The organism is Streptomyces sp. NBC_01276 (assembly GCF_041435355.1).
Taxonomy (GTDB): domain Bacteria; phylum Actinomycetota; class Actinomycetes; order Streptomycetales; family Streptomycetaceae; genus Streptomyces.
This window is the reverse complement of sequence record NZ_CP108442.1, coordinates 4589244-4611682: the sequence shown is the minus strand read 5'-3', so window position 1 is coordinate 4611682 and position 22439 is coordinate 4589244. Positions and strand designations below refer to the sequence as shown.

Annotated in this window: 17 protein-coding genes; 7 read left to right on the top strand and 10 right to left on the bottom strand. The window is 73.9% G+C overall.

The features are described from left to right. Positions 1-20 precede the first annotated feature (20 nt). Positions 21-866 carry a hypothetical protein gene (locus OG295_RS20710; RefSeq protein ID WP_371678216.1) on the top strand — a complete coding sequence of 282 codons (846 nt, stop codon included), beginning with the start codon at positions 21-23 and terminating at the stop codon, positions 864-866. A gap of 60 nt (positions 867-926) precedes the next feature. On the opposite strand, the gene OG295_RS20705 is transcribed toward OG295_RS20710, so the two are convergent. Both OG295_RS20705 and mfd read right to left on the bottom strand, forming a co-directional pair. Then, positions 927-1484, bottom strand: a complete 558-nt coding sequence (locus OG295_RS20705) for a GNAT family N-acetyltransferase (RefSeq protein WP_371678215.1) — start codon at positions 1482-1484, stop codon at positions 927-929. Between the two features lie 26 nt (positions 1485-1510). Next, the gene (gene mfd / locus OG295_RS20700; protein ID WP_371678214.1) at positions 1511-5047 is read right to left on the bottom strand and encodes a transcription-repair coupling factor; all 3537 of its coding nucleotides are present in this window, start codon (positions 5045-5047) and stop codon (positions 1511-1513) included. Between the two features lie 180 nt (positions 5048-5227). Between mfd and OG295_RS20695 the strand changes: the two genes are divergently transcribed. Next, positions 5228-6694 (top strand): DUF2079 domain-containing protein, encoded by a 1467-nt coding sequence (locus OG295_RS20695; protein ID WP_371678213.1) that lies wholly within the window; start codon positions 5228-5230, stop codon positions 6692-6694. Between the two features lie 132 nt (positions 6695-6826). Here the strand turns inward: OG295_RS20695 and OG295_RS20690 are convergent, their stop codons facing one another. Both OG295_RS20690 and OG295_RS20685 read right to left on the bottom strand, forming a co-directional pair. Beyond that, positions 6827-9400, bottom strand: a complete 2574-nt coding sequence (locus OG295_RS20690; RefSeq protein ID WP_371678212.1) for an ABC transporter permease — start codon at positions 9398-9400, stop codon at positions 6827-6829. Further along, complete coding sequence (locus OG295_RS20685) at positions 9397-10173, bottom strand: ABC transporter ATP-binding protein (protein ID WP_371678211.1); 777 nt, start codon at positions 10171-10173, stop codon at positions 9397-9399. Before OG295_RS20685 ends, OG295_RS20690 begins: the two co-directional genes overlap by 4 nt. A 274-nt stretch (positions 10174-10447) precedes the next feature. Between OG295_RS20685 and OG295_RS20680 the strand changes: the two genes are divergently transcribed. Together OG295_RS20680 and OG295_RS20675 are read left to right on the top strand one after the other, a co-directional pair. Beyond that, positions 10448-12208: an MDR family MFS transporter gene (locus OG295_RS20680; RefSeq protein ID WP_371678210.1), complete on the top strand. Its 1761-nt coding sequence runs from the start codon at positions 10448-10450 to the stop codon at positions 12206-12208. A gap of 75 nt (positions 12209-12283) precedes the next feature. Next, positions 12284-13099: a hypothetical protein gene (locus tag OG295_RS20675; RefSeq protein WP_371678209.1), complete on the top strand. Its 816-nt coding sequence runs from the start codon at positions 12284-12286 to the stop codon at positions 13097-13099. Here the strand turns inward: OG295_RS20675 and OG295_RS20670 are convergent. Continuing rightward, positions 13081-13482 carry a hypothetical protein gene (locus tag OG295_RS20670; protein ID WP_371678208.1) on the bottom strand — a complete coding sequence of 134 codons (402 nt, stop codon included), beginning with the start codon at positions 13480-13482 and terminating at the stop codon, positions 13081-13083. The two genes, OG295_RS20675 and OG295_RS20670, sit on opposite strands and share 19 nt — an antisense overlap. Beyond that, positions 13479-14024, bottom strand: coding sequence for an ABATE domain-containing protein (locus OG295_RS20665; RefSeq protein WP_371678207.1), 546 nt, complete (start codon positions 14022-14024; stop codon positions 13479-13481). Before OG295_RS20665 ends, OG295_RS20670 begins: the two co-directional genes overlap by 4 nt. 81 nt (positions 14025-14105) lie before the next feature. On the opposite strand from OG295_RS20665, the gene OG295_RS20660 reads away from it, so the two are divergent. Then, positions 14106-14957, top strand: a complete 852-nt coding sequence (locus OG295_RS20660; RefSeq protein WP_371678206.1) for an alpha/beta fold hydrolase — start codon at positions 14106-14108, stop codon at positions 14955-14957. Positions 14958-15214: 257 nt separating this feature from the next. Here OG295_RS20660 and OG295_RS20655 read toward each other — a convergent pair whose 3' ends face one another. The 3 genes from OG295_RS20655 to OG295_RS20645 form a co-directional block, all read right to left on the bottom strand. Further along, positions 15215-16099: a DivIVA domain-containing protein gene (locus OG295_RS20655; RefSeq protein ID WP_371678205.1), complete on the bottom strand. Its 885-nt coding sequence runs from the start codon at positions 16097-16099 to the stop codon at positions 15215-15217. A 135-nt stretch (positions 16100-16234) separates the two neighbouring features. Continuing rightward, positions 16235-18670 (bottom strand): SUKH-4 family immunity protein, encoded by a 2436-nt coding sequence (locus OG295_RS20650; RefSeq protein ID WP_371678204.1) that lies wholly within the window; start codon positions 18668-18670, stop codon positions 16235-16237. Between the two features lie 7 nt (positions 18671-18677). Beyond that, positions 18678-19673: an SMI1/KNR4 family protein gene (locus tag OG295_RS20645; protein WP_371678203.1), complete on the bottom strand. Its 996-nt coding sequence runs from the start codon at positions 19671-19673 to the stop codon at positions 18678-18680. Positions 19674-19903: 230 nt separating this feature from the next. On the opposite strand from OG295_RS20645, the gene OG295_RS20640 reads away from it, so the two are divergent. After that, positions 19904-20452 (top strand): YwqJ-related putative deaminase, encoded by a 549-nt coding sequence (locus OG295_RS20640; protein ID WP_371678202.1) that lies wholly within the window; start codon positions 19904-19906, stop codon positions 20450-20452. A 5-nt stretch (positions 20453-20457) separates the two neighbouring features. After that, positions 20458-20970 carry an SUKH-3 domain-containing protein gene (locus OG295_RS20635; protein WP_266839497.1) on the top strand — a complete coding sequence of 171 codons (513 nt, stop codon included), beginning with the start codon at positions 20458-20460 and terminating at the stop codon, positions 20968-20970. Between the two features lie 87 nt (positions 20971-21057). On the opposite strand, the gene OG295_RS20630 is transcribed toward OG295_RS20635, so the two are convergent. Continuing rightward, positions 21058-22329 carry a sensor histidine kinase gene (locus OG295_RS20630; RefSeq protein WP_371678201.1) on the bottom strand — a complete coding sequence of 424 codons (1272 nt, stop codon included), beginning with the start codon at positions 22327-22329 and terminating at the stop codon, positions 21058-21060. Positions 22330-22439 lie beyond the last annotated feature (110 nt).

Genomic DNA, 22439 nt, shown 5'->3' with positions numbered 1-22439 from the left:
TTTCCACGGGGGGATCCGAAATGCGCAGCCGTACGAAGACCAGCGCGGCGGCCCTCGCCGCCACGGCCCTGATCGGCACCGGCCTGACGGCCTGCGGGGGCGGTCCGGGCACGGCCGCGTCCGTGGGGCGCGAGGCCCGTGCGGCCAAGGCCCCTTCGCCCTCGGCCCCGGGCGGGGCCCCGGCGCCCGCCCGCAGCGGCGGCCCGCTCGCCGAACGGTCCGGGCAGGAGATCCTGACGGAGGCCTACGAGGCCACCCGCAAGGCGGAGTCGGCGCACGTCACCGCGAAGGTCGACTACCAGGGCAAGCCCATGCAGATCGACCTGTCCCTCGACAAGAAGGGCAACTGCAACGGCGCCGTCCGCCTGGAGGGCATGGGCCGCCTCGACATCATCAAGTCCACCGAGCTGGTGCACTTCCGGGGCGACGCCGCCTACTGGCGGGGCGCGGCCCGGCAGCGGAACACCCCGCAGAAGCAGACGGACCAGATGGTGGCCGCGCTCGCCGACCGGTGGGTGAAGGTCCCCGTCTCCGATCCGCGGGCCGCGTCGATGACGGGCAGTTGCGACCTCGACAAGCTGACGGGCGACTTCGGCAAGGGCAGCCCGCTCGCCCGCAAGGGACAGCCCACCACCGTCGACGGCAAGCCGGCGCTGGCGGTCACCTCCCCGTCCCGGCAGGGCACGCAGACCGACTACGTCGCCACGGAGGGCAAGCCGTACGTGCTGAAGTCGGCGGTCAGCGGGGACACCCCAGGCGAGGCGCTGTTCTCGGCGTTCGACGTCCCGGTCGACACGGCCTCCCCACAGGACTCCGACGTCCTGGACATGTCGAAGATCGGCGGCCCGGCGGGCGAGGCCGTCTGACGACCGTCCGCCCCGTCCGCTCTGCCCGCCCTGTCAGCCCCGCCCGCCCCGCCCGCCCCGTCAGGCGGAGGCCCGCCGCACGTGCAGGTGGCCGCTGAGGGGGAACTCGGGCGGCGCGGCGGGCAGGGTCGTCTCGAAGGCGTACCCGCTCTTGGCCGCGACGCGGCAGGAGGCCTCGTTGTCCTCCTGGTGCAGGAGGTCGAGGCGTTCCAGACCGGCCCCGGCGAAGGTGGCGAACGCCCAGGCGGTGAGGGCCTCCAGGGCGCGCGGGGCGACGCCGCGGCCCCGCGCGGGCGCCGCCGTCCAGTAGCCCACCTCGGCGGACGGACCGTCCGCCGAGCCCGCCCGCTTGAGGACGCTGCCCGCCACCAGCAGTCCCGAGTCCTCCTCCACCACGGCGAAGCCGAACCGCCGGCCCTCGGCCCAGTCCCGCCGGCCGTCCTCCACGAACATCAGCCCGTCGCGCTCGCTGTCGACGGGGTACCGGGTCCAGCGGCGCAGCACCGGGTCCCGGTACACGCCCCTCAGCGCGGGCACGTCCGCCTCCTCCCAGGGACGCAGCAGCAGGGCCGGACGGTCCTGCTGCGCCGGGCAGCGCAGGGCGACGGAAGGGATCATCATCCGATGATATGCAGCCGGGCCGGCTACGAACCGAGGATGGTGGTGAGGAACTCCCCCGTCCAGGCCAGGAGTTCCCGCCCGACCAGCGGCTTCCCGCCGACCCGGGCCGTCTTCGGGCGCGGCACCAGCACCTGCGAGGTCGCGGGCTTGAGCACCGTCCCCGGGTAGAGCCGCTTCAGCCGCAGCTCCTGGGACTCGCGCAACTCCACCGGGCCGAAGCGGATGTTGGGCCCCTGGAGGGTGATGTCGCCGACCCCGCAGGCCCGGGCGAGCATCCGCAGTCCCGCCACCAGCAGCAGGTTCTCCACCGGCTCGGGCAGCTTGCCGTAGCGGTCGGTGAGCTCCTCGCGCACCGCCTTGATGTCGGCCTCCGAGTTCGCCGACGCGATGGACCGGTACGCCTGCAGGCGCAGCCGCTCCCCGGGCGCGTAGTCGTGCGGGACGTGCGCGTCGACCGGCAGCTCGATCTTGACCTCCAGCGGCGGCTCCTCCTCCGCCCCGCCCTCGATCGCGGCCCGGTAGTCGGCCACGGCCTCGCCGACCATCCGGATGTACAGGTCGAAGCCGACGCCCGCGATGTGTCCGGACTGCTCGCCGCCGAGCAGGTTGCCCGCGCCGCGGATCTCCAGGTCCTTCATCGCCACGTACATGCCGGCGCCCATCTCGGTGTGCTGGGCGATCGTCGCGAGACGCTCGTGCGCGGTCTCGGTCAGCGGCTTCTCCGGCGGGTACAGGAAGTACGCGTACCCGCGTTCGCGCCCGCGTCCGACGCGGCCGCGCAGCTGGTGCAGCTGGGAGAGGCCGAAGTTGTCGCCGCGCTCCACGATCAGGGTGTTGGCGTTGGAGATGTCGATGCCGGACTCGACGATCGTCGTCGAGACGAGCACGTCGAACTTCTTCTCCCAGAAGTCGACGACCACCTGTTCCAGGGCCTGTTCCGACATCTGCCCGTGCGCGGTCGCGATGCGCGCCTCGGGCACGATCTCGCGGAGCCTGGCGGCGGCCCGGTCGATGGACTCGACCCGGTTGTGGATGTAGAAGCACTGCCCCTCGCGCAGCAGTTCGCGGCGGACGGCGGCGCCGATCTGCTTCTCCTCGTACGGGCCGACGAAGGTCAGGACCGGGTGGCGCTCCTCGGGCGGGGTGGTGATCGTCGACATCTCGCGGATGCCGGTCACCGCCATCTCCAGGGTGCGCGGGATCGGGGTCGCGGACATCGTGAGCACGTCCACGTTGGCGCGCAGCTTCTTCAGCTGCTCCTTGTGCTCGACGCCGAACCGCTGCTCCTCGTCGACGATGACCAGGCCGAGGTCCTTGAACTTCGTCTCCTGCGAGAACAGCCGGTGGGTGCCGATGACGATGTCGACCGACCCCTCCTTCAGCCCCTCCAGGGTGGCCTTGGACTCGGTGTCGCTCTGGAAGCGGGACAGCGCCCTCACGTTCACCGGGAACTGCGCGTACCGCTCGGAGAACGTCCCGAAGTGCTGCTGCACCAGCAGGGTGGTGGGCACGAGGACGGCGACCTGCTTGCCGTCCTGCACCGCCTTGAAGGCCGCGCGGACGGCGATCTCCGTCTTGCCGTAGCCGACGTCGCCGCAGATCAGCCGGTCCATGGGGACGGACTTCTCCATGTCCTCCTTGACCTCGGCGATGGTGGTGAGCTGGTCGGGGGTCTCCGCGTACGGGAAGGCGTCCTCCAGCTCGCGCTGCCAGGGCGTGTCCGGGCCGAAGGTGTGGCCGGGGGCCGCCATGCGGGCGCTGTAGAGCTTGATGAGGTCGGCGGCGATCTCCTTGACCGCCTTCTTCGCGCGCGCCTTGGTCTTGGTCCAGTCGGCGCCGCCGAGCCGGTGCAGGGTCGGGGCTTCGCCGCCGACGTACTTGGTGACCTGCTCCAGCTGGTCGGTGGGGATGTAGAGGCGGTCGCCGGGCTGGCCCCGCTTGGCGGGCGCGTACTCGACGAGGAGGTACTCGCGGGTGGCGCCCTGCACCGTGCGCTGCACCATCTCGATGTAGCGGCCGACGCCGTGCTGCTCGTGGACGATGTAGTCGCCGACCTCCAGGGTGAGGGGGTCCACGGACTTGCGGCGCCGGGTCGGCATCCGGCCGAGGTCCTTGGTGGCGGTGCGCTGCCCGGTCAGGTCGGTCTCGGTCAGTACGGCCAGCCGCAGGGCCGGGTCGACGAAGCCGTTGTCGAGGGAGCCGCAGGACACGTGCACGACGCCCGGCTCCAGGGACGGCAGGTCGGCCTCCAGCCGGGCCGCGATGCCCTCGCCGCCCAGGACCTCCACGGTGCGGGCCGCCGGGCCGTGGCCCTCGGTGAGGTAGACGGTGTGCCAGCCGTCGGCGATCCAGCCCTTGGTGTCGGCGAGCGCGCGGGCGGTGTCGCCGCGGTAGGCCTCGGGGGCGCGCATGCCCAGCTTCAGGGTGTCCCCGCCGGCCAGGTCCGCGTCCTCGGCGGCGAAGGGGGAGACCGACCACCACATCATGCCGAGCTCGCGGGCGTGGTCGCGGACGTCGGCGATGCCGCGCAGCGAGGCCGCGCCGACGTCGATGGGGGCCTCGCCGCCGCCGGCGGTGGCCGCCCAGGAGGCCATCAGGAACTCCTGCGAGGTGGCCACCAGGTCGGCGGCCCGGGTCCGCACCCGCTCCGGGTCGCAGACCACGGCCATGGCCCCGGCGGGCAGTACGTCGATCAGCAGTTCCATGTCGTCGACGAGGACCGGAGCGAGGGACTCCATGCCCTCGACCGCGATCCCCTCGGCGATCTTGTGCAGCAGTTCGCCCAGCTCCGGGTGGGCCTCGGCCAGGGCCGCCGCCCGCTCGCGCACCTCGTCCGTCAGCAGCAGCTCCCGGCAGGGCGGGGCCCACAGGCCGTGCTCGGCGATCTCCAGGGAACGCTGGTCGGCGACCTTGAAGTAGCGGATCTCCTCGACCTCGTCGCCCCAGAACTCCACGCGCAGCGGATGCTCCTCGGTGGGCGGGAACACGTCGAGGATGCCGCCGCGCACGGCGAACTCGCCGCGCTTCTCGACCAGCTCGACGCGCGCGTACGCGGCCGCGGCCAGCGCCCCGGTGACCTCGCCGAGGTCGGTGCTCTGCCCCTGGCGCAGGCTGACGGGCACCAGGTCCCCGAGCCCCTTGACCTGCGGCTGGAGCACGGAACGGATGGGGGCCACGACCACCGAGACGGGCCCGGCGGCCGGGTCGTCCTTGCTCGGGTGCGCGAGGCGGCGCAGCACCGCGATGCGGCGGCCGACGGTGTCGCTGCGCGGGCTGAGGCGCTCGTGCGGCAGCGTCTCCCAGGAGGGGTAGTCCACCACCCCGTCGGCCGGCAGCAGCGAGCGCAGCGCGGCGGCCAGGTCCTCGGCCTCGCGCCCGGTGGCGGTGACCGCGAGGACGGTCCGCTCCGTACGGGCGGCCAGCGCGGCGATCGCGAAGGGCCGCGCGGCGGCCGGACCGACGAGGTCCACGTGCATGCGGTTGCCGTCCCCGGCCGCCGTGACCGCCTCGGCGAGGGCGGGGTCCCGGGTGACGGCGTCGAGCAGTCCGTGCAGGCTCATGAAGGCGGATTTCCGTCCTGGGGAGGGGCGTGGAGGGGCAACGCGAAGGACCCGACACGTGAACGGGCCGGGGGTTCCCACCCTACGACGCGGGTGTGACGCCCGCGCGGGGGATTCCGGCCTCCGCACGGGTGAGGGGCCGGAGCGGCCCGGTCCGGTCCGGGATGACAATCTGTCCTTATGTCCACGTCCGGGAGCCCCCAGACCGCCGAGGAGCCCGCGGGCGGACCCGCCGCGCCCTCCCCGCCGGCGTACGCCCGCCCGCCCGCCGCCGGGCGGGCCCGCCTGGCGTCCGCGGCGCTGCGACGGGCCCCGTACGCACTCGTCGGCGTGCTCTTCCTGGCGTACGCGACGCTCTCCGTCTGCCGCCACCGGCGGATGGAGGAGTCCTCCTGGGACCTGGGGATCTTCGAGCAGGCGGTCAGGGCCTACGCCCACCTCCAGGCCCCGGTGGTGGACCTGAAGGGCCCCGGGGCCCTCGTCCTCGGCGACCACTTCAGTCCCGTCATCGCCCTGATCGCCCCCCTCTACCGGGTCTTCCCGGGCCCGGTCACCCTGCTGGTGGTGCAGGCGGCGCTGCTCGCGCTGTCCGCGCTGCCCGTCACCCGGGCCGCGGTCCGCCTCCTGGGGCAGGGCCGCGGGCTCGCGGTCGGGGCGGCGTACGGACTGTCCTGGGGGATCCAGCGGACCATCGACTTCGACTTCCACGAGATCTGCTTCGCGGTGCCGCTGCTGGCCTTCTCGCTGGAGGCGCTGCTCGCGCGCCGGTGGCGCGCCGCGCTCCTCTGGGCGCTACCGCTGCTGCTGGTCAAGGAGGACCTCGGGGCCACCGTGGCGGTGCTGGCCCTGGTGATCGCCCTGCGGGCCCGGAGCGCGGACCGGCGGGCAGCCCGGCTCGCGCTCGCCGTCGCGCTGGCCGGGGTGGTGACCGCCGTACTGCTCTTCACCGTGGTGATACCCGGCTTCGCCCTGGACGGCTACACCTACTGGGAGAAGATGGGCAAGGGCGGCGGCCCCTTCCAGGGGTACGGCACGAAGCTCGCCACCCTCGCCTGGCTGCTGGTGCCCACCACCGGGCTGCTGGCGCTGCGCTCCCCGCTGCTGCTGGTGGCCGCGCCCACCCTCGGCTGGCGGTTCCTGTCGAGCGACCCGTACTTCTGGTCCACCGACTTCCACTACAGCGCCGTCCTGATGCCGGTCGTCTTCCTCGCCCTGGCCGACGCGCTCGACACCGTACGGCGCGACCGGCGGCCGTGGCTGCGCTCGTACGCCCACCAGCTGCCCGCCGCCGTGCTCGCCGCGGCCCTCGCGCTGAGCGCGACCAGCCTGCCGCTGGCCCGGCTCGGGGAGCGGGAGACCTACCGCAAGCCCGCCCGGGTGGCCGCCGTGGAGAAGCTGCTCGCGCGGATCCCGGACGGGGTGGGGGTGGAGGCCGACATCGGTGTGCTGACCCGGCTGACCTCGCGCTGCCGGGTCTTCTGGATCGGCAACACCCGGGGGGTGCTCCCGGCCTACCTGACCTTCGACAACTCCTCCGGCTGGGCCGGGCAGAACCCGGTCGACTACGCCGCCCGGCTGCATCCGGGATCGCGGTTCGTCCTGGTGGGCGAGGCGGGCGGGGTCGTCCTGCTCCAGCGGGTGGCCTGAGCCGGACACGGACGTACGCCGGCCCCGGCCCGTCCTGTCGGACGTGCCGGGGCCGGCGCGCTTCCCCCGTGTTCCCCCGCTCCCTCCCCCGTCGCCTCCCCCGCGTTCCCCCGTACGACCGGTCCGCGCCGACTACTCGCTCGCGATCGCGTTCAGTACGTTCATCCGCCCCGCCCGGAAGGCCGGGACCAGTGCGGCGAACAGGCCCACCAGGGCCGAGCCGGCGAAGACCCCGATGATCGTCGGCCACGGGATCTCCAGCACCTTCAGGCCCTGGAGGGCGAGGAGCTGCTGCGCGGTGGCGCCCCAGCCCATGCCGAGACCGAGGCCCAGCAGGGCGCCGAAGAGGGCGATGACCACCGACTCCAGACGGATCATCCGGCGCAGCTGGCGGCGGGAGAGGCCGATGGCGCGCATCAGGCCGATCTCGCGGGTCCGCTCCACCACCGAGAGGGCCAGGGTGTTCACGACGCCCAGCACCGCGACGATGATCGCGAGCGCGAGGAGGCCGTAGACCATGTTGAGCAGCTGCCCGACCTGGTCCTTGAGGTTCTGCTTGTAGTCGGTCTGGTTGAGCACCTTGTACTGCGGATACCCGGCCATGGCCGCCTTGAGGGCCGGGTAGGCGTCGTCCGCCTGTCCCGGCTTGGCCTTGGCCAGCAGCATGAAGGGGCGGGCCAGCTGGTCGGCCGGGAGGTTGGCCTCGGCGGTCGCGGTGCTGATGTACTTCACGCCCTTGTCGAGGTTGCCCTCGTCCGAGGTGATCGCGGCGACCTTCAGCCGGACGGTCTTGCCCCCGGTGAAGGCGACCGTCATCTCGTCGCCGACCTTGACGTGGTGCTGGTCGGCGTAGATCGAGCCGACCGACATGGAGCCGGGCGCGTACGCGTCCTTGTGCGCTCCGGCGGTCATCTTGCGGCGCACGTCCTGGGCGTACGTCGGGTCGGTGACGCTCAGGCCGGTCTGCAGGCTGCTGCCGTCGGGCGCGGTGACCTTGGCGTCCACCTCGCGGTAGGCGGTGACGTGGTCCAGGCCCTTGGCGGCGCGCATGGCCTCCTCGGCCTGCGGCATGACCGGCTGTCCGGTCTGGGAGCTGACGATGTAGTCCGCGCCCACCGTCCGGTCGAGCTCGTCGGTGGCCGAGGCCACCATCGAGGAGCCGACCACCGACAGGCAGGCGACCAGCGCCAGTCCGATCATCAGCGCGGCGGCCGTGGCCCCCGTACGGCGCGGGTTGCGCAGCGCGTTGCGTTCGGCGAGCCGGCCGACGGAGCCGAAGGGCCGCAGCACGGGGGCGGCGAGCACCCGGACCACCACGCCGGCCAGCAGCGGGCCGATCACGATGAAGCCGATGAGGGTGAAGAAGACGCCCAGGGCCAGCCACAGCGATCCGGCCGAGGCCTTCTCGGCGGCGCCGGCGAGGAACAGGGCCGCGCCGCCGATCCCGGTGAGGACCAGTCCGAGGACCGCGCGGACGGTACCGGCCTTGCGGTCGCCGGGGGTGCCGGCGTCGCGCAGGGCGGCCATCGGGGAGACCTTGCCGGCCCGGCGGGCCGGGATGTAGGCGGCGACCACGGTGACGATGATGCCGAGGAGCAGGCCGACGACCGGGGTCGTCCACTTGACGGTCAGGTCGTCGGTGGACAGGTGCATGCCCATCTGGCCCATGAGCTTCATCAGGCCGACGGCCAGGCCCACGCCCGCCGCGACTCCGGCGAGGGAGCCGACCACACCGAGCAGGAAGGCCTCGACGAGGACGGACCGGTTGATCTGCCCGCGGTCCGAGCCGATGGCGCGCATCAGGCCGATCTCGCGGGTCCGCTGGGCGACCAGCATCGAGAAGGTGTTGAAGATCAGGAAGATGCCGACGAGGAAGGCGATGCCGGCGAAGCCGAGCATCACGTACTTCATGACGTCGAGGAAGCCCATGTCCTTCTTGTTGTCGGCCGCGGCCTCCTTGGCGGTCTGCAGCTTGTACGTGTCGGCGCCGACCGCGGCCGCCACGTCCTTCTTGAGCTGCTCGTCGCTGACGCCGTCCTGGGCGGTGACGTTGACGTGGGTGAACACGCCGGTCGCGCCGAGGAGCTTTTCCTGCGCGGTGGCGGTGTCGAAGTAGACGATCGCCGCGCCCGGGTTGGTGACGGTGAAGGAGGCGATGCCGCTGATCTTCGTACGGATGTCACCGGTGACGGCGATGGTGCGCAGCTCGTCCCCGAGTGCCAGGTGGTGCTTCTCGGCGGTGTCGGCGTCGATCATCATCTCGGTGGGGCCGCGCGGGGCCCGGCCGGAGGTGATCTTCATGGACTTGAGTTCGTTCTCGGTCCAGTTGCCGGCGATGGTCGGGGCGCCGGTGCTCGACCCCATGTTCTCGTTCTTGGAGTCGACGACGGTGACGGCGGTCGAGAAGACGCCGCCCTCCGCGGACTTGACGCCCGCGGCCTTGCGGACGCTCTCCAGGGCCGAGGCGGGCAGCACCCGCGGCTTGCCGCGGTTCTGGTTCTCCTCGCCCTCGGCCGGCGGCTTGGGGCTGACGGTGACGTTGGAGCTGGTGACCGCGAACAGCTTGTCGAAGGTGGTGTTCATGGTGTCCGTGAACACCAGCGTGCCGCAGACGAAGGCGACGGAGAGCAGTACGGCGATGGCGGAGAGCGCCATCCGCCCCTTGTGCGCGAAGAAGTTGCGACGCGCGGTCTTCATGACGGTCACGAGGTCCGCCCGCGCGCGTCGAAGTCCTTCATGCGGTCGAGGACCTGCTCGGCGGTGGGGGCGTACATCTCGTCGACGATGCTGCCGTCCGCCAGGAAGATGACGCGGTCCGCGTAGGAGGCGGCGACCGGGTCGTGGGTGACCATCACGATGGTCTGGCCGAGCTCGTCCACCGACCGGCGCAGGAAGCCGAGGACCTCGGCGCCGGCCCTGGAGTCCAGGTTTCCGGTCGGCTCGTCGCCGAAGATGATCGCGGGACGGGCCGCCAGGGCGCGGGCGACCGCCACGCGCTGCTGCTGGCCGCCGGAGAGCTCGGTCGGGCGGTGCTTGAGGCGGCCGGCGAGTCCGACGGTCTCGACGACCCGCTCCAGCCACTGCGGCTCGGGCTTGCGGCCCGCGATGTCCATGGGGAGGGTGATGTTCTCCAGGGCGTTCAGGGTCGGGAGCAGGTTGAAGGCCTGGAAGATGAACCCGATCTTGTCGCGGCGGAGCTGGGTGAGCTTCTTGTCCTTCAGGCCGGTGATCTCGGTGCCGTCGAGCTCGATCCGTCCGCTCGTGACCGTGTCCAGCCCGGCCAGGCAGTGCATCAGCGTGGACTTGCCCGAGCCCGAGGGGCCCATGATCGCGGTGAACTGGCCGCGGTGGATGTCCACGTCGACGGCGTTCAGGGCGACGACGCGGGTCTCGCCGGAGCCGTAGGCCTTGACGACCTCGCGCGCCCGGGCCGCGACGGAGCTCTGGCCGCCGGTCCCTCCGTGCCTGGTTTCGGTCATCGCCGTTGTCACGGTGTTCTCCCCCGTTGTGTTTCGTCTGCGCGCGTGAATGCGTCGCCGCCGTGAAGTCTGCGGTGCGGGGGGTGTCCGGCGCCCTGGTGCCCTTCGCCGTATCCACCCGGGGGTTAACCCCACCCCCACGTCCCCGCCCGTAGGAACCAGTTAAGGACGCCGGAGGACCTTCGGCCTCATCCGCCGGGACGAAAGTCCCCTGCGCCCTAGTGGGGAGTCACCCCTAGGGGATGTCCACCCTTCGGGCGATCCGGGGTAGGGGATGTCGCCGTCCGCACCCCCGGTGAGATGGTGTCCGTCCGCGGACGAGGGGGACAGGGTGGGGTCAGGGACGGGCGGGGCGGACGCCCCCGGGCGGGGGGCGCCGGCAGCGGCCGGGGATCCGTCGGCGGGCAGAATTCCGGCCAATGCGACGGCCGCTCCCGCCGGGGCCCTTCACACCGGGACCGGTCCCGGGGCACCTCCAGCGGCGGACGGTCCCGGGGCACCTCCCGCCGCGACCGGTCCCGGGGCCGCTCCCGCGGCGGACGGCGTGCGAAGGCGCCCGCCCACCGCCGTCGTGGTCGCGCTGATGCTGAACATGGCCCTGGTCGCCCTCGACAGCACGATCGTCTCCACCGCCGTCCCCCAGATCGTCGGGGACCTCGGCGGGTTCTCGGTCTTCACCTGGCTCTTCTCCGGCTACCTCCTCGCCGTCACCGTCACCCTCCCCGTCTACGGCAGGCTCAGCGACACCCTCGGCCGCAAGCCCGTCCTCCTCTTCGGCACCGCCCTGTTCCTCCTCGGCTCCGTACTGTGCGCGTCCGCCTGGAACATGGCCGCGCTGATCGCCTTCCGGATCGTCCAGGGGCTGGGCGGCGGGGCCCTGCAGAGCACCGTGCAGACCCTGGCCGCCGACCTCTATCCGCTCCGGGACCGCCCGCGCATACAGGCCCGGATGACCACCGTGTGGGCGAGTTCCTCCCTGATCGGCCCGGCCCTCGGCGGTCTGCTCGCCGCCTGCGCGGGCTGGCGCTGGACCTTCCTGATCAACGTGCCGCTCGCCGGACTGGCCCTGTGGCTGACCGCCCGCCACCTCGTGGAGCCCCTACGCTCCCCCGGCCGCCGGGGCCCGGTCGACTGGGCCGGGGCCCTCGGCGTCTTCGCCTGCGGCGGGCTGCTGCTCTTCGCACTGGTGCAGGGCGGGGTCGCCTGGCCCTGGCTGTCGGCGCCCTCGCTGGGGCTGCTCGGCGCGAGCGCGGTCCTGGCCGCCGTGGTGGTCCGGATCGAGCGGCGGGCGGCCCTGCCGATCCTGCCGGGCTGGGTGTGGCGCCGGCGCACCATCGCCGCCGTCAACCTGGCGCTCGGCGCCCTGGGGCTGCTGATGGTCGCCCCGATGGTGTTCATGCCGACCTACGCGCAGTCCGTGCTCGGCCTCGGGCCGGTGGGGGCCGGCTTCGTGACGGCCCTGATGACCCTGAGCTGGCCCCTGTCGGCCGCCCTGTGCCAGCACGTCTACCGGCGCATCGGCTTCCGCGACACCGCCGTCCTCGGCATGTCCCTCGCGACGGTCGTGCTGTTCGCCTTCACCCTGCTCCCGTATCCCGCCCGGCCGTGGCAGCCCGCGCTCGTCATGCTGCTGCTGGGCGCCGCCCTCGGGCTGTTCCAGCTGCCGCTGATCGTCGGCGTGCAGTCCACGGTGGGCTGGGCCGAGCGGGGCACCACGACGGCCTCCGTGCTCTTCTGCCGCACCGTGGGGCAGAGCGTGGGAGCCGCGCTGCTGGGGGCGGTGGCCAACGCGACCGTCGCCGCCCGGCTGGCGGACTCCCCGGCGTCGGGGTCCCCGGAGCGGCTCGACGACGTGTCGCGGGCCCTGGCCGAGCCGGGCTCCCTGACCCCGGCCGCCTCGGACCACCTGCGCTCGGCGGTGGCGGCGGCCGTGGACCACATCTTCCTGGGCGCGACGGCCGCGGGCGCGGCCGCCCTGCTGGTGCTGCTGCTCGTCGCGCCGCGACGGTTCCCGGTGCTGCCGGAAGGGGAGTAGCCGCCACCGGCAGACTTGTCATGCCCGGACCCATTGGGTGACCCTCTTCCCCTGGACCGCACCCGGGGGGACGACATGACATCCGCACTCTGCGCGCTGGCGTTACTGGCCGCGCTGGCCGGCCCCGTCGGCCTGCGCCTGTACCACCGTCCCGGCACGGTGACCGGCCGCGACGGCCGGCTCTCCACCTCCACCGCCCTCGCGCTGGCCTGGACCGTGATCCTGGTCTGGCTGCTGCTCGCGATCCTCGGGTACGGACTGGCGGCGGGCGGCGGGGTCGCGTACTTCCACGGCCCGGACGGCCCCCTGTCCTCCCTGACCTCCGTCTACCTGCCGCTGCTCGGCGGCCCCTACGTGGCCCTGATCGCGGCGAAGACGGTCGTCGGGATACGGGTGGAGAGCGGCACCCTGGCCAAGCCGGCCCCCAGGCCCACCGCCACCGGCCGGCGCCCGCTGCGCGAACTGATCGCGAACGACAGCGGCCGCACCGACCTCGTGGACCTCCAGTACGTGGCCCTGAGCGCCGTCACGATGCTCTACGTCGTCCTGTTCTTCCTCTCCGACGTGCGCGCGGGACTCCCGCGACTGCCGTCCGAGGTCTGGGCCCTGACCGGCGCCCCGGCGGGGGCTTACCTGGTGAACAAGATGGCCACCCGCGCCAACCCGGTCATCACCCACGTCGAAGCCGCCGACGGCCTGCTCACGGTGGAGGGCGGCGGCTTCACCGAACCCCGCCTCACGGTGGACGACACCGCCGTCCCGGCCACCCCGGACCCCGCGACGGGCGCCCTGACCGCCCCGCTCCCGGCCACGGCGCGGCCCCCGTTCACGGTGGTGGTCACCTCCCGCGGGCTGCGCAGCGACCCGTACCGCTACGAACCGGCCGGATAGCCCGCCTCCTGCGGCCCGATGCGGTTGACGCGCCATCCCTCGGGGGTCTCCGTCAGGGTCAGCGCCCCGATCCACTCCGCCCCGTCCGCCGGGTACTCCCACTCGTCGGGGTCGGCCAGCACCGCGGGCAGCTCCGCACGCGGGACCCGCTCGCCCGGCCGGTAGCCGGGGGTGCCGTCGGGCGCGGTCCACGGCGCGACCCGGCGCACCTCCACCCAGCCCCGGTCGACGAGGTCGAGCAGCATCGCGGCCAGCGCGGAGACCGGCAGCTCCTTGTCCTCCTCCGCCAGGTCGCCCCAGACCCCGGGCAGGATGTCGATCTCGAACGCGTTGATCATGAACGCCCGCCGGCTCTCGTCCAGCGCCTCCCACTCGGCGCTCACGCCCCGGCCTCCTTGTGACGGGCGTAGTAGCGGGCCACCCGGGCCCGGTTGCCGCAGACCGACGCCACGCACCAGCGGCGCCGCGGGTGCGCGGGGAGGAACAGCAGCACGCAGCCCTCCGCCTCGCACCGGCGGACCGACGTCACCCGCGGGTCCGTCGCCAGCTCCGCCACCGCCTGCGCCAGCTCCGCGGCCAGCCGCCGCGCCGGGTCCGCCGTCCGGCAGGGGGCGGCCGTCAGCCCGGCCCCGGCCGTCCAGGCCAGCTCGGTGTGCGAGGGGGCCGCGGCCAGGAAGCCGTTCAGCGCGCGCAGCGCCCCGTCCGGCGGCGCCCCGCCCCGCCGGACGGCGCCCAGCACCGGCCCGGCCACCTCCCGGACGGCCCGCACGGCGGACACCTCGGCCTCCCCCACTTCATCGACCGGCTCCAGCCGCCCGGCCTGCTCCCCGATCCAGGCGGCGAGGCCCACGGGGGCGTCGAGCAATTCCCCCGCGTTCAGCAGGTCCAGGGCGAGGGGCTCACCCACAAGCGGAAACGAAACCATGAACTAACTCTACCAATCCCCCTTGACCCATTAGCCAGACCTCCGCAAGACTAATGCCACCAAGCCACGAGGAGGCATGTGATGCCGATCCACCGCACCGTCGACGTCGACGGCGTGTCCGTCGCCTACCGCGAGAGCGGCCCCGCGGACGCCCCCGTCCTGCTGCTCCTGCACGGCTTCCCCACCGCCTCCCACCAGTTCGCACGCCTGATGGACGCGCTCGGCGACACCCCGTACCGGCTGATCGCCCCCGACTACCCGGGCTTCGGCCGGACCGAGGCCCCGGACGGGTTCACGTACACCTTCGACCGGCTCGCGGACGTCGTCGAGGGCTTCACCGACGCCCTCGGCCTGGACCGCTACGCGCTCTACGTCTTCGACTTCGGCGCACCCGTGGGCCTGCGCCTGGCCGCCCGCCGGCCGGAACGGGTCACGGGCCTGATCGTCCAGAACGGCAACGCGTACGACGAGGGGCTCTCGGACGCGGCCCGCGGATTCGCCGGGCTCAGCCGCGAGGTCCCCGGCAACGAGGAGCGCGTCCGCCGCCTCTTCACCGAGGAGGGCACCCGCTTCCAGTACGAGACCGGAGTCGCGGACCGCTCCCTCCTCTCCCCGGACAACTGGACCCTGGACCTCCACTACCTCGGCCTGCCGGGCCGCGCCGACGCCCAGGCCGACCTGGCCTTCGACTACTCCGGCAACTTCGCGCTCTACCCCGACTGGCAGACCTGGCTGCGCACGACCCGCCCGCCGCTGCTGGTCGTCTGGGGCGCGGGCGACCCCTTCTTCACCCCGGCCGGAGCGGAGGCGTACCGGCGCGACGTACCGGACGCCGAGATCCACGTCTTCGAAGGCGCGGGCCACTTCGCCCTGGAAACCCACCTCCCGACGATCGCGCCCCTGATCGCCACGTTCCTGTCGAAGCACCTCTGACGCCACGGGGCGGCATGCGCCACGAGGGCCGGGCTTCATGAGGGGGGTAGCACCCGGCCGGGGGCGGGGACGGGGTGGGGTGTCGGCCGGGACGTAAAACGTGATGTGTTGGCGCGAGGTACCCCAAAAAACTCCGCAGCTGCGGACAGGGCGCCATAAATCATGCAGTCCCGGACGACACCCCGCCCCGGCCCCGACCCCGGCCACCCCCGACCCCGCCCCCGGACAACCGCCCGGCCAGGGCAACGGCAAGCCCCCTACCCCTCCGCTGGCGCCCGCCCCGTGAGCGCCGCCAGGCTGGAGCGCACGTGGTTCATGTGGGCCCGCATCTCCTCCTGCGCCTCCGCGTGCTCCCGCAGGACCCGGTCCGTCTCCCGCCCCACCCGCTCCTCCCGCACCCGCGCCTCGGCGATCAGCTCCGCGGCCCGCGCCTCCGCGTCCTCCTGCCCGTGCCGCGCCGTCTCCTCCGCCTCCGCGAACCCCCGCCGCGCGTCCGCCAGCCGCGCCTCCGCCTGCCGTTCCTGCTCAGCGCTCCGCGCCTCCAGCTCGGCCTGGCGCGCGGCCAGCTCCCGCCCGGCCGCGTCCCACCGCTCCGCGTGCTCCTGCTCCCGCTCCGCGAGCAGCGCCTCCGTGCGCCGACGCATCTCCCCGAGCGCCGCCACCGCCTCCGCCCGCCAGCCCGCCGCGTCCTCCCGCGCCTCCGCCCGCATCGCGTCGGCCTCCCGCTGGGCCCTCGACAGCCCCTGCCGCGCCCGGACCTCGGTCTGCTCGCGCACGGCCTCCGCGTCGTGCCGCGCCAGTTCCGCCACCCGGTCGGCGTGCGCCTCGGCCGCGCCCTTCGCCTCCACCGCGTCGGCCCGTGCGTCGCGGCGCAGGACCTCCGCCTCCTCCTGGGCGAGCGACAGGATCCGCCGGGCGCGCTCGCTCAGCTCGTCGTACGTCTGCGGGGCCAGCGAGGCGACGACGACGCCCAGCCGCTCCGCCTCCGCCTCCATCCGCTTGGCCAGGACGGTCAGCCGCGCCACCCGTTCCCACGCCTCGTCCCGGCTCCCGGACAGCCGGGCCAGGTACCGGTCGACCTCTTCGGTCCGGTAGCCGCGACCTCGCACGGTCGAGAAACCCTGGGGTCCGTGAGGTGACATGGGTGCACTCATCCTGGAAGCGCCTCTCTCGCGGGGATTGCTGACAAGGATGCGTCATTTGGTGTCAGAAGCCGGAATGGCCGGGCCGGGACCCCGTTCGAAGGTCCCGACCCGGCCGCACATCCGATCATCCGATCAGAGGAGCCCGTCCCACATCTGCTCCAGCAGCACCGACCACCAGCTCTCCGGAGAGGCCAGCGCCGCACTGTCGAGACCCGCCAGATTCGCCTGGAAATCGACGGTCCAGCGGCCGGCCTGTTCCGGCGTCAGATGCTGCCTCAGACGCCACATGTGACCCAGCATCGCCAGGGAACGCGCGAACTGCGGCAGGCTCGAATTCACGAACTGCGGCGGTACGGGCGCCCCTCCGGGTCCGGCCTCCACCGGGACCGCCACTATGTGCGCGGTCCCGTACTGCACGCAGAGCGCCTTGCCGAAGTCGCTGCCGACCACCAGGTACGAACCCGCGTCGGACGCCGGCTGGACCTGCCTCTGCGCCGCGAGCTCGGCCAGCGTCGGCACCGGCTGGCCCGGCACGGCCTGCGCCCAGAAGAACGGCCCGAAGTCGACGGGCAGACCGGCCCACATCAGGGTCTGCGCCACGATCTCCGGCACGCCCTGACGGGACACCGCCCGCTGGTCGAAACGGAACACGCCCTGCGGCCCGAAGGCACCGGCCAGTTCCTGCGCGATGGCGTCCATCGGGATGGCCGGCTGCAGCGGGACCTGCGGCAGCGGCGCCCGCACCGGAGCGGGACGCGCCGGCCCGTCGGCCACCTGGTGCAGCTCACCCTGATGGGTGAGCAGGTGCCGCATGCCCTGCTGACGTCCCGCGTGGTCGGTCCCGTACGGGGCCACGCTGGTGATCCGCACCTGCGGCCAGGTCTCCCGGATCATCCGGGCGCAGTAGCCGCCGGGCAGCTCACAGGAGGCCAGCTCGGTGTGCAGCTCCAGCACCTGCTGGGGCGGCACGTTCAGCGCGCGGAGCTCGTAGAGGATCTGCCACTCGGGGTGCGGGGTGCCGGGCGCCGAGCGGCGGATGATCTGCTGCTCGGAGCCGTCGGGCGCGCGGTAGCGCAGCACGGCCTGGTAGCCGGGGCCGACGGTGGGCGCGCCGGACGGGGCCGGGGGCTGCTGCGGAGCCGGACCGCGCGGCGCACCGGGCGGCGGGCCGGGCGGCTGCACGACGGCGGGCCCGGCCAGCATCGTCGCCGCATGGTCGAGCCCCCCACCGGGAGCACTGGGCCCACCGGGAGCACCGGGAGCACCCGGCGCACCGGGAGCCGCCGGCGGTGCGGGCGGCGGCACCATGCCGGGCGCCGCCAGCATGGTCGCGGCATGATGCGCCCCGCCCCCGGGCGCACCAGGAGCACCAGGAGCACCAGGAGCACCGGGGGCACCGGGCGGCGGCGTCGGCGGACCGGGCGGACCCGGCGGCCGGGGCGGCTGCACGACGGCGGGCCCGGCCAGCATCGTCGCCGCATGGTCGAGCCCCCCACCGGGAGCCCCCGGCGCACCGGGGGCACTGGGCGCACCGGGCGCGGCAGGCGGTGCCGGGGGACCGGGAGGCTGCACCACGGCGGGCCCGGCGAGCATGGTCGCGGCGTACTGCGCCCCACCCCCGGGAGCATCGGGCGCACCAGGAGCCCCGGGCATACCGGGAGCACCGGGAACCCCCGGAGCCGGCACCGGCGAACCCGGCTGACCCGGCGAACCCGGCGGCTGCGGCGGCTGCTGCTGAAGCGGCTGAGGCTGATGCGGCGGCTGCGGCGGCTGCGGCGGCTGCGGCTGACCCCCGCCCGGCCGCGGCGCCTGGGCCCGGCTCGTCGGCGCGTCGGCGATCCCGCCGGCCCCGTCCGGCATCCCCAGCACCGGGGCGACCGTGGTCTTCGGCAGCTGGCTGCCGCCCGCCATCAGCGTGGTCTTGGCCTCCGGAGCCACCCCGGAGGCAGCCGCCGGGCGGTCCTCCAGATCGGTGCCGGACAGCGCCGGCGCGAACACCGTGGCGGGCAGCGGCACGGAGGCCCCGTCCGCGTCCGAGTTCACATCGGTACCCGCCCACGGCGTGGACCCGGACGGCACCCCGTCGCCGGCGGCCGGCCCGTGGGGGGCCTCGCCCCCGCGCCGCAACGGCACCGGCTCGGCCGCGCCACCGGAAGCAGCCGCCGGGGCCGGAGCCGGAGCCGCCGGCGGGATCCCCGCCCGGTCCGCCGCCTCCTGCAGCCACTCCGGCGGGCTCAGCATGAAGGAGGTCTGCTCCGAGTCGATCCGCGGCGGCGGCACCGAGGCCTCCGCGGCGGCCGCCACGGCAGCGGCCCCGTACTCCTCCTCGTAGCGCCGGATGACCTCGCCGACCGGCAGGCCCGGCCACAGGGTCACCTCACCGCTGTCCCGCGCGATGACCAGCCGCTGCCGGCCACCGCCGGACACCGGACCGGCCGCCCGGTCCTCGGCCCACACCACGAAGCCCAGCCCGAACTCCCGTACGCGCACCTCCCGGTGCTGGTACGCGGGGACGTCCCCGTTGATCCATTCCTCGGCGCGCTCCTGCGCCTGTGCAAACGTCACCACGGCGTGATCACCCCTCACCCGGGGCGGCACCCGCCACCGGAACCGAACGCGCGAATCCGCCGTCCACCATCAGACCGGCCACCGTCTCCAGCTCCGGCGGGTTCCCCGCCAGGCGTTCGAGGAAGGCATCGAAATCGGCACCGCACGGAAGCAGCAACCGCTCCACCCGCTCCTGCACGGACCAGCCGTCCCGGTCGCGCGCGTCGTCGTACGGGGAGAACCAGACGGAGCCGACGCCCTCGCCCTTCACCTTCACCGCGAGCAGCCCGCCCTGGACGAAGGCCACGCACAGGTAGTCCTTGGTCAGGTGGTCCCGCAGGCACTTGTTGACGTAGACGAGGTCGTTGACCGCCGCCTCCTCGCGCACCGTGAAGAACGGCTGGTCGACCAGCAGCCCGAGCTCCACGAGGAGCCCCGCGCCCACCGGCGCGCAGCCGCCCGCTGCCTTGAGGAAGGAACGGTAGGCCTCGGGCAGCCGGTACCCGAGGTCCTCCTCCACCCCCTGCACCTGCTGTTCGGCGACGGACACCAGGCTCTTGGGCAGCCCGAGGTGCGCGGGGCGCACCTCCTGGAGGGGCCGGGTGCCGCGCTTGTCGTGGTCCACGGGCGCCGTCGCCAGGCCCGCGTGGTGCCGCAGCAGCGCCTTGACCTCGACGGGGACCAGTTCCATGCGGCGGGAGCCCGCCACGTGGTGCCAGGTCCAGCCGTGCGGCGTGGCCACCGGTCCGACTGTGTCCCACAGCGCGTGGCCCGACGCCCGCATGGCGGCGTTGGCGGACACGAAGTCCGTCAGCCGCAGCTCGTCCACGCCGAAGCCCTCCGGGGGCTCGGCGATCTCCACGGCCGCGCGCGCGTACGCCGAGAAGTCGGGATGACCGTCCCCGCTCATCCGCACTCCGTGGGGATGGCGGGCGGCCCGGACCGGGTCCGGGAAGTGCACGACCTGCCCCGAGTAAGCGGCGTTGGGTGGCGCGGCCTGCTGCCCGAGCCGACCTGTCGTCATGGCGGTAGCCCCCTGCTGGATCTGGCTGGTTCACCACAGCCTATGTGCTCGGGCAAGAGGGTCACCCGCCCATGCATCCCACGTGCGCGCGTGGGGCGGGAACATCCGAATTGATACGAATATTCGACCCCGCTTCCACACCACTGGGGACATTTGACAGGCTGTCCCCGCAGCACGGGGGCGTGCGCAACAGCGGCCACCACCGCGGTCACGGGAGGGAAGAAGCGACCATGCAGACGGCGACGACGCAAAACCTGGCGAGCCGCACGGACCGCGCGGAAGCGGCGGAGGCCGGCCCCGCCGGCGACCCCCGCCTGCGCTGGAGCAGCACCGACGGCCCCACCCCGCCGCCCGTGCTGCGCTTCCGCCGCGACGGCATCCTGCCCACCGTCGCCGCCGCGCTCTCGGTCCGCGGGGAGACCCTGACCGGGACCGCGGGCAAGGGCGACCGGCCGCCGGTGCTGCACCCGCTGGTCCAGGACTTCCTCGACACCCTCACCAGCGGCCAGCGGGAGCGCTTCACCGGCCGCTGTCCGGAGGCGATCCTGCTCTCCCGCCACCTCGCGGCCGTCGAGGGCGCCCGCAGCCGGCGCGCCTCCCGCAAGCCGCTCACGGCGAGCGAGGCCCGGCGTTCCCTGAAGCACTCCCGGATCACCGCCCGCCGCATCCGCGAGGACGGCGACCCGCTGCACGGCAGCTACGCTCCGCCCTGCCGCTCCTGCGACGCGCTCCTCACCCACTTCGGCGTACGCCCCGTCGACCTCACCCACCCCGAGTAGCCGCCATGACCGCCTCCTCCGCCTCCTACGACCGCTCCTCGGCGACCCGGTTCCCGGGCCCCGTGGACTCAGCGCTGCGCACCGCCGGATGGGAACCCGGCCGCTGGGACATCAAGCAGGCCGAGTACTGGGCCGACGCGCTGCGCGACCACACCACGCCCGCCGGGCACCGGCACAACGTCTTCCCGGCGGCCGTGGAGGCCTGGGCCGAGTTCGGCGGACTGCGGGTGACCGCCCCCGGGCCGGGCCGGCAGATAGCGCCCGCCACGCTGCGCATCGACCCGCTGTCCGGCCTGCACCTGGCCCGTACCTTCGCCGACCTGGGACGGGCCCTGTCCACCCAGCTCTGCCCGCTGGGCACCGACGCCGACGGCGGCTCCCACCTGGCCATCGACCGCGAGGGCCGGGTCTACGGGATCGACCACACCGGCGACTGGTACCTGGGCTCCGGCCTCGACGAGGCCCTCACCCTCCTGCTGACCGGCCTCCAGCCGGCCCGCCTGACCACGGGCCCCTGACACCGGGAACCGCCGCGGCCCCGCGGATCCCGAGGACCCGTCGGCGGATCCCGAGGACCCGTCGGGCGGCCGCGGGACCCGGACGGCCTAGCGGGAGGCCGGCAGGACGGCGGAGACCTTGAAGCCGCCCTCGTCCGTCGGCCCGGACACGAACACCCCGCCGAGCCCGAGCACCCGCTCCCGCATCCCGACCAGGCCGTTGCCCCCGCTGGGCAGACCGGGCTCGACCCCGTCCGCCCCGCAGGGCCCGTTCTGGACCTGCATGGCGACCTCGCCCTCCCGGTGCGCGAGCCGTACGACGACCCGCGCGCCCGGAGCATGCTTGTGGCAGTTGGTCAGCGCCTCCTGCACCACCCGGTAGGCGGTCTGCTCCACCTCCGCCGGGTACCGCTCCGCCTCGCCGTGCACGACCATCTCGACGTTCATCCCCGCAGCCCGGGACTGTCCGACCAGCGCCTCCAGCTCGGCGAGGCAGGGCCCGTCCTCGACCGCGAGCGCCGGCGCCGCCTGCGCGGCGTGCCCGCGGACCGCCGGCCGGGGCCCGGGCCCCGGCGACCCGGCCCGCAGCACGCCGAGCATCTCGCGCAGCTCGGTGAGGGCCTGCCGGCCCATGTCGCCGACCAGCGCGGCGTTCTTCACGGCCTTGCCGGGGTCCTTCTCGGCCACCGCCTGGAGCGCCGCCGCGTGGACCACCATCAGCGACACCCGGTGCGCGACGACGTCGTGCATCTCGCGCGCGATCCGCGTGCGCTCCTCCGTACGGGCCCACTCGGCCCGCTCCTCGGCCCGGTCGGCCAGCAGCGACAGCTCCCGTTCCAGGGAGTCGGCGCGCTCCTGGAGGCTCTCCATCAGCCGCCGCCGGGCCCCCACGTACAGCCCGAGCAGCACCGGCGGCACGGTCAGCGCCACCGCCATGAACGCGGACAGCACCACCACGAGCAGCCCGTCGGCCTCCACGTCGCCGCGGGTGCGCAGGTACGTGACCACGAAGGTCGCGGCGAGCGACATCGAGCCCAGCGTCACCGTGACCCGGCGGGGCACCTCGCAGGCGGCGAGGGTGTAGAGGCCCACCACCCCGAGCAGGAAGCCCATCATGGCGGGGGACACGCCGATGCCGACGAGCACCACCGCCACCGGCCACCGCCGCCGCAGCAGCAGCGTGGCCCCCACCACCACTCCGAACGACACGCCCAGGGCCGCCGGGATCCCCGCCTCCCGGGCGAAGGGCAGCCCCTCCAGCCCGCACTCGGCGGCGGACACCGCGGCGAGCCCCACGTCCAGGAGCGCGGACCTCCACCGCTCCCACCACCAGGGCCCGTCGCGGCCCGTCCCCTCGCGCTCTTCCCCCGTACCGGTCATGCCGTCCAGCGTACGGGCGGCCCGTGCGCCGACCCCGGACATATACGGGCGCGAGTACCGTCGCGGGGAGGGCGGGTGGTACGGCATAGTTAGGACGGCCAGCTTGATCG

Excerpts from the sequence above, each read along its gene's own strand:
- OG295_RS20710 (WP_371678216.1), top strand. The coding sequence starts at position 21 with ATGCGCAGCCGTACGAAGACCAGCGCGGCGGCCCTCGCCGCCACGGCC.
- OG295_RS20705 (WP_371678215.1), bottom strand. The coding sequence starts at position 1,484 with ATGATCCCTTCCGTCGCCCTGCGCTGCCCGGCGCAGCAGGACCGTCCG.
- mfd (WP_371678214.1), bottom strand. The coding sequence starts at position 5,047 with ATGAGCCTGCACGGACTGCTCGACGCCGTCACCCGGGACCCCGCCCTC.
- OG295_RS20695 (WP_371678213.1), top strand. The coding sequence starts at position 5,228 with ATGTCCACGTCCGGGAGCCCCCAGACCGCCGAGGAGCCCGCGGGCGGA.
- OG295_RS20685 (WP_371678211.1), bottom strand. The coding sequence starts at position 10,173 with ATGACCGAAACCAGGCACGGAGGGACCGGCGGCCAGAGCTCCGTCGCG.
- OG295_RS20680 (WP_371678210.1), top strand. The coding sequence starts at position 10,448 with ATGTCGCCGTCCGCACCCCCGGTGAGATGGTGTCCGTCCGCGGACGAG.
- OG295_RS20675 (WP_371678209.1), top strand. The coding sequence starts at position 12,284 with ATGACATCCGCACTCTGCGCGCTGGCGTTACTGGCCGCGCTGGCCGGC.
- OG295_RS20665 (WP_371678207.1), bottom strand. The coding sequence starts at position 14,024 with ATGGTTTCGTTTCCGCTTGTGGGTGAGCCCCTCGCCCTGGACCTGCTG.
- OG295_RS20660 (WP_371678206.1), top strand. The coding sequence starts at position 14,106 with ATGCCGATCCACCGCACCGTCGACGTCGACGGCGTGTCCGTCGCCTAC.
- OG295_RS20655 (WP_371678205.1), bottom strand. The coding sequence starts at position 16,099 with ATGTCACCTCACGGACCCCAGGGTTTCTCGACCGTGCGAGGTCGCGGC.
- OG295_RS20645 (WP_371678203.1), bottom strand. The coding sequence starts at position 19,673 with ATGACGACAGGTCGGCTCGGGCAGCAGGCCGCGCCACCCAACGCCGCT.
- OG295_RS20640 (WP_371678202.1), top strand. The coding sequence starts at position 19,904 with ATGCAGACGGCGACGACGCAAAACCTGGCGAGCCGCACGGACCGCGCG.
- OG295_RS20635 (WP_266839497.1), top strand. The coding sequence starts at position 20,458 with ATGACCGCCTCCTCCGCCTCCTACGACCGCTCCTCGGCGACCCGGTTC.
- OG295_RS20630 (WP_371678201.1), bottom strand. The coding sequence starts at position 22,329 with ATGACCGGTACGGGGGAAGAGCGCGAGGGGACGGGCCGCGACGGGCCC.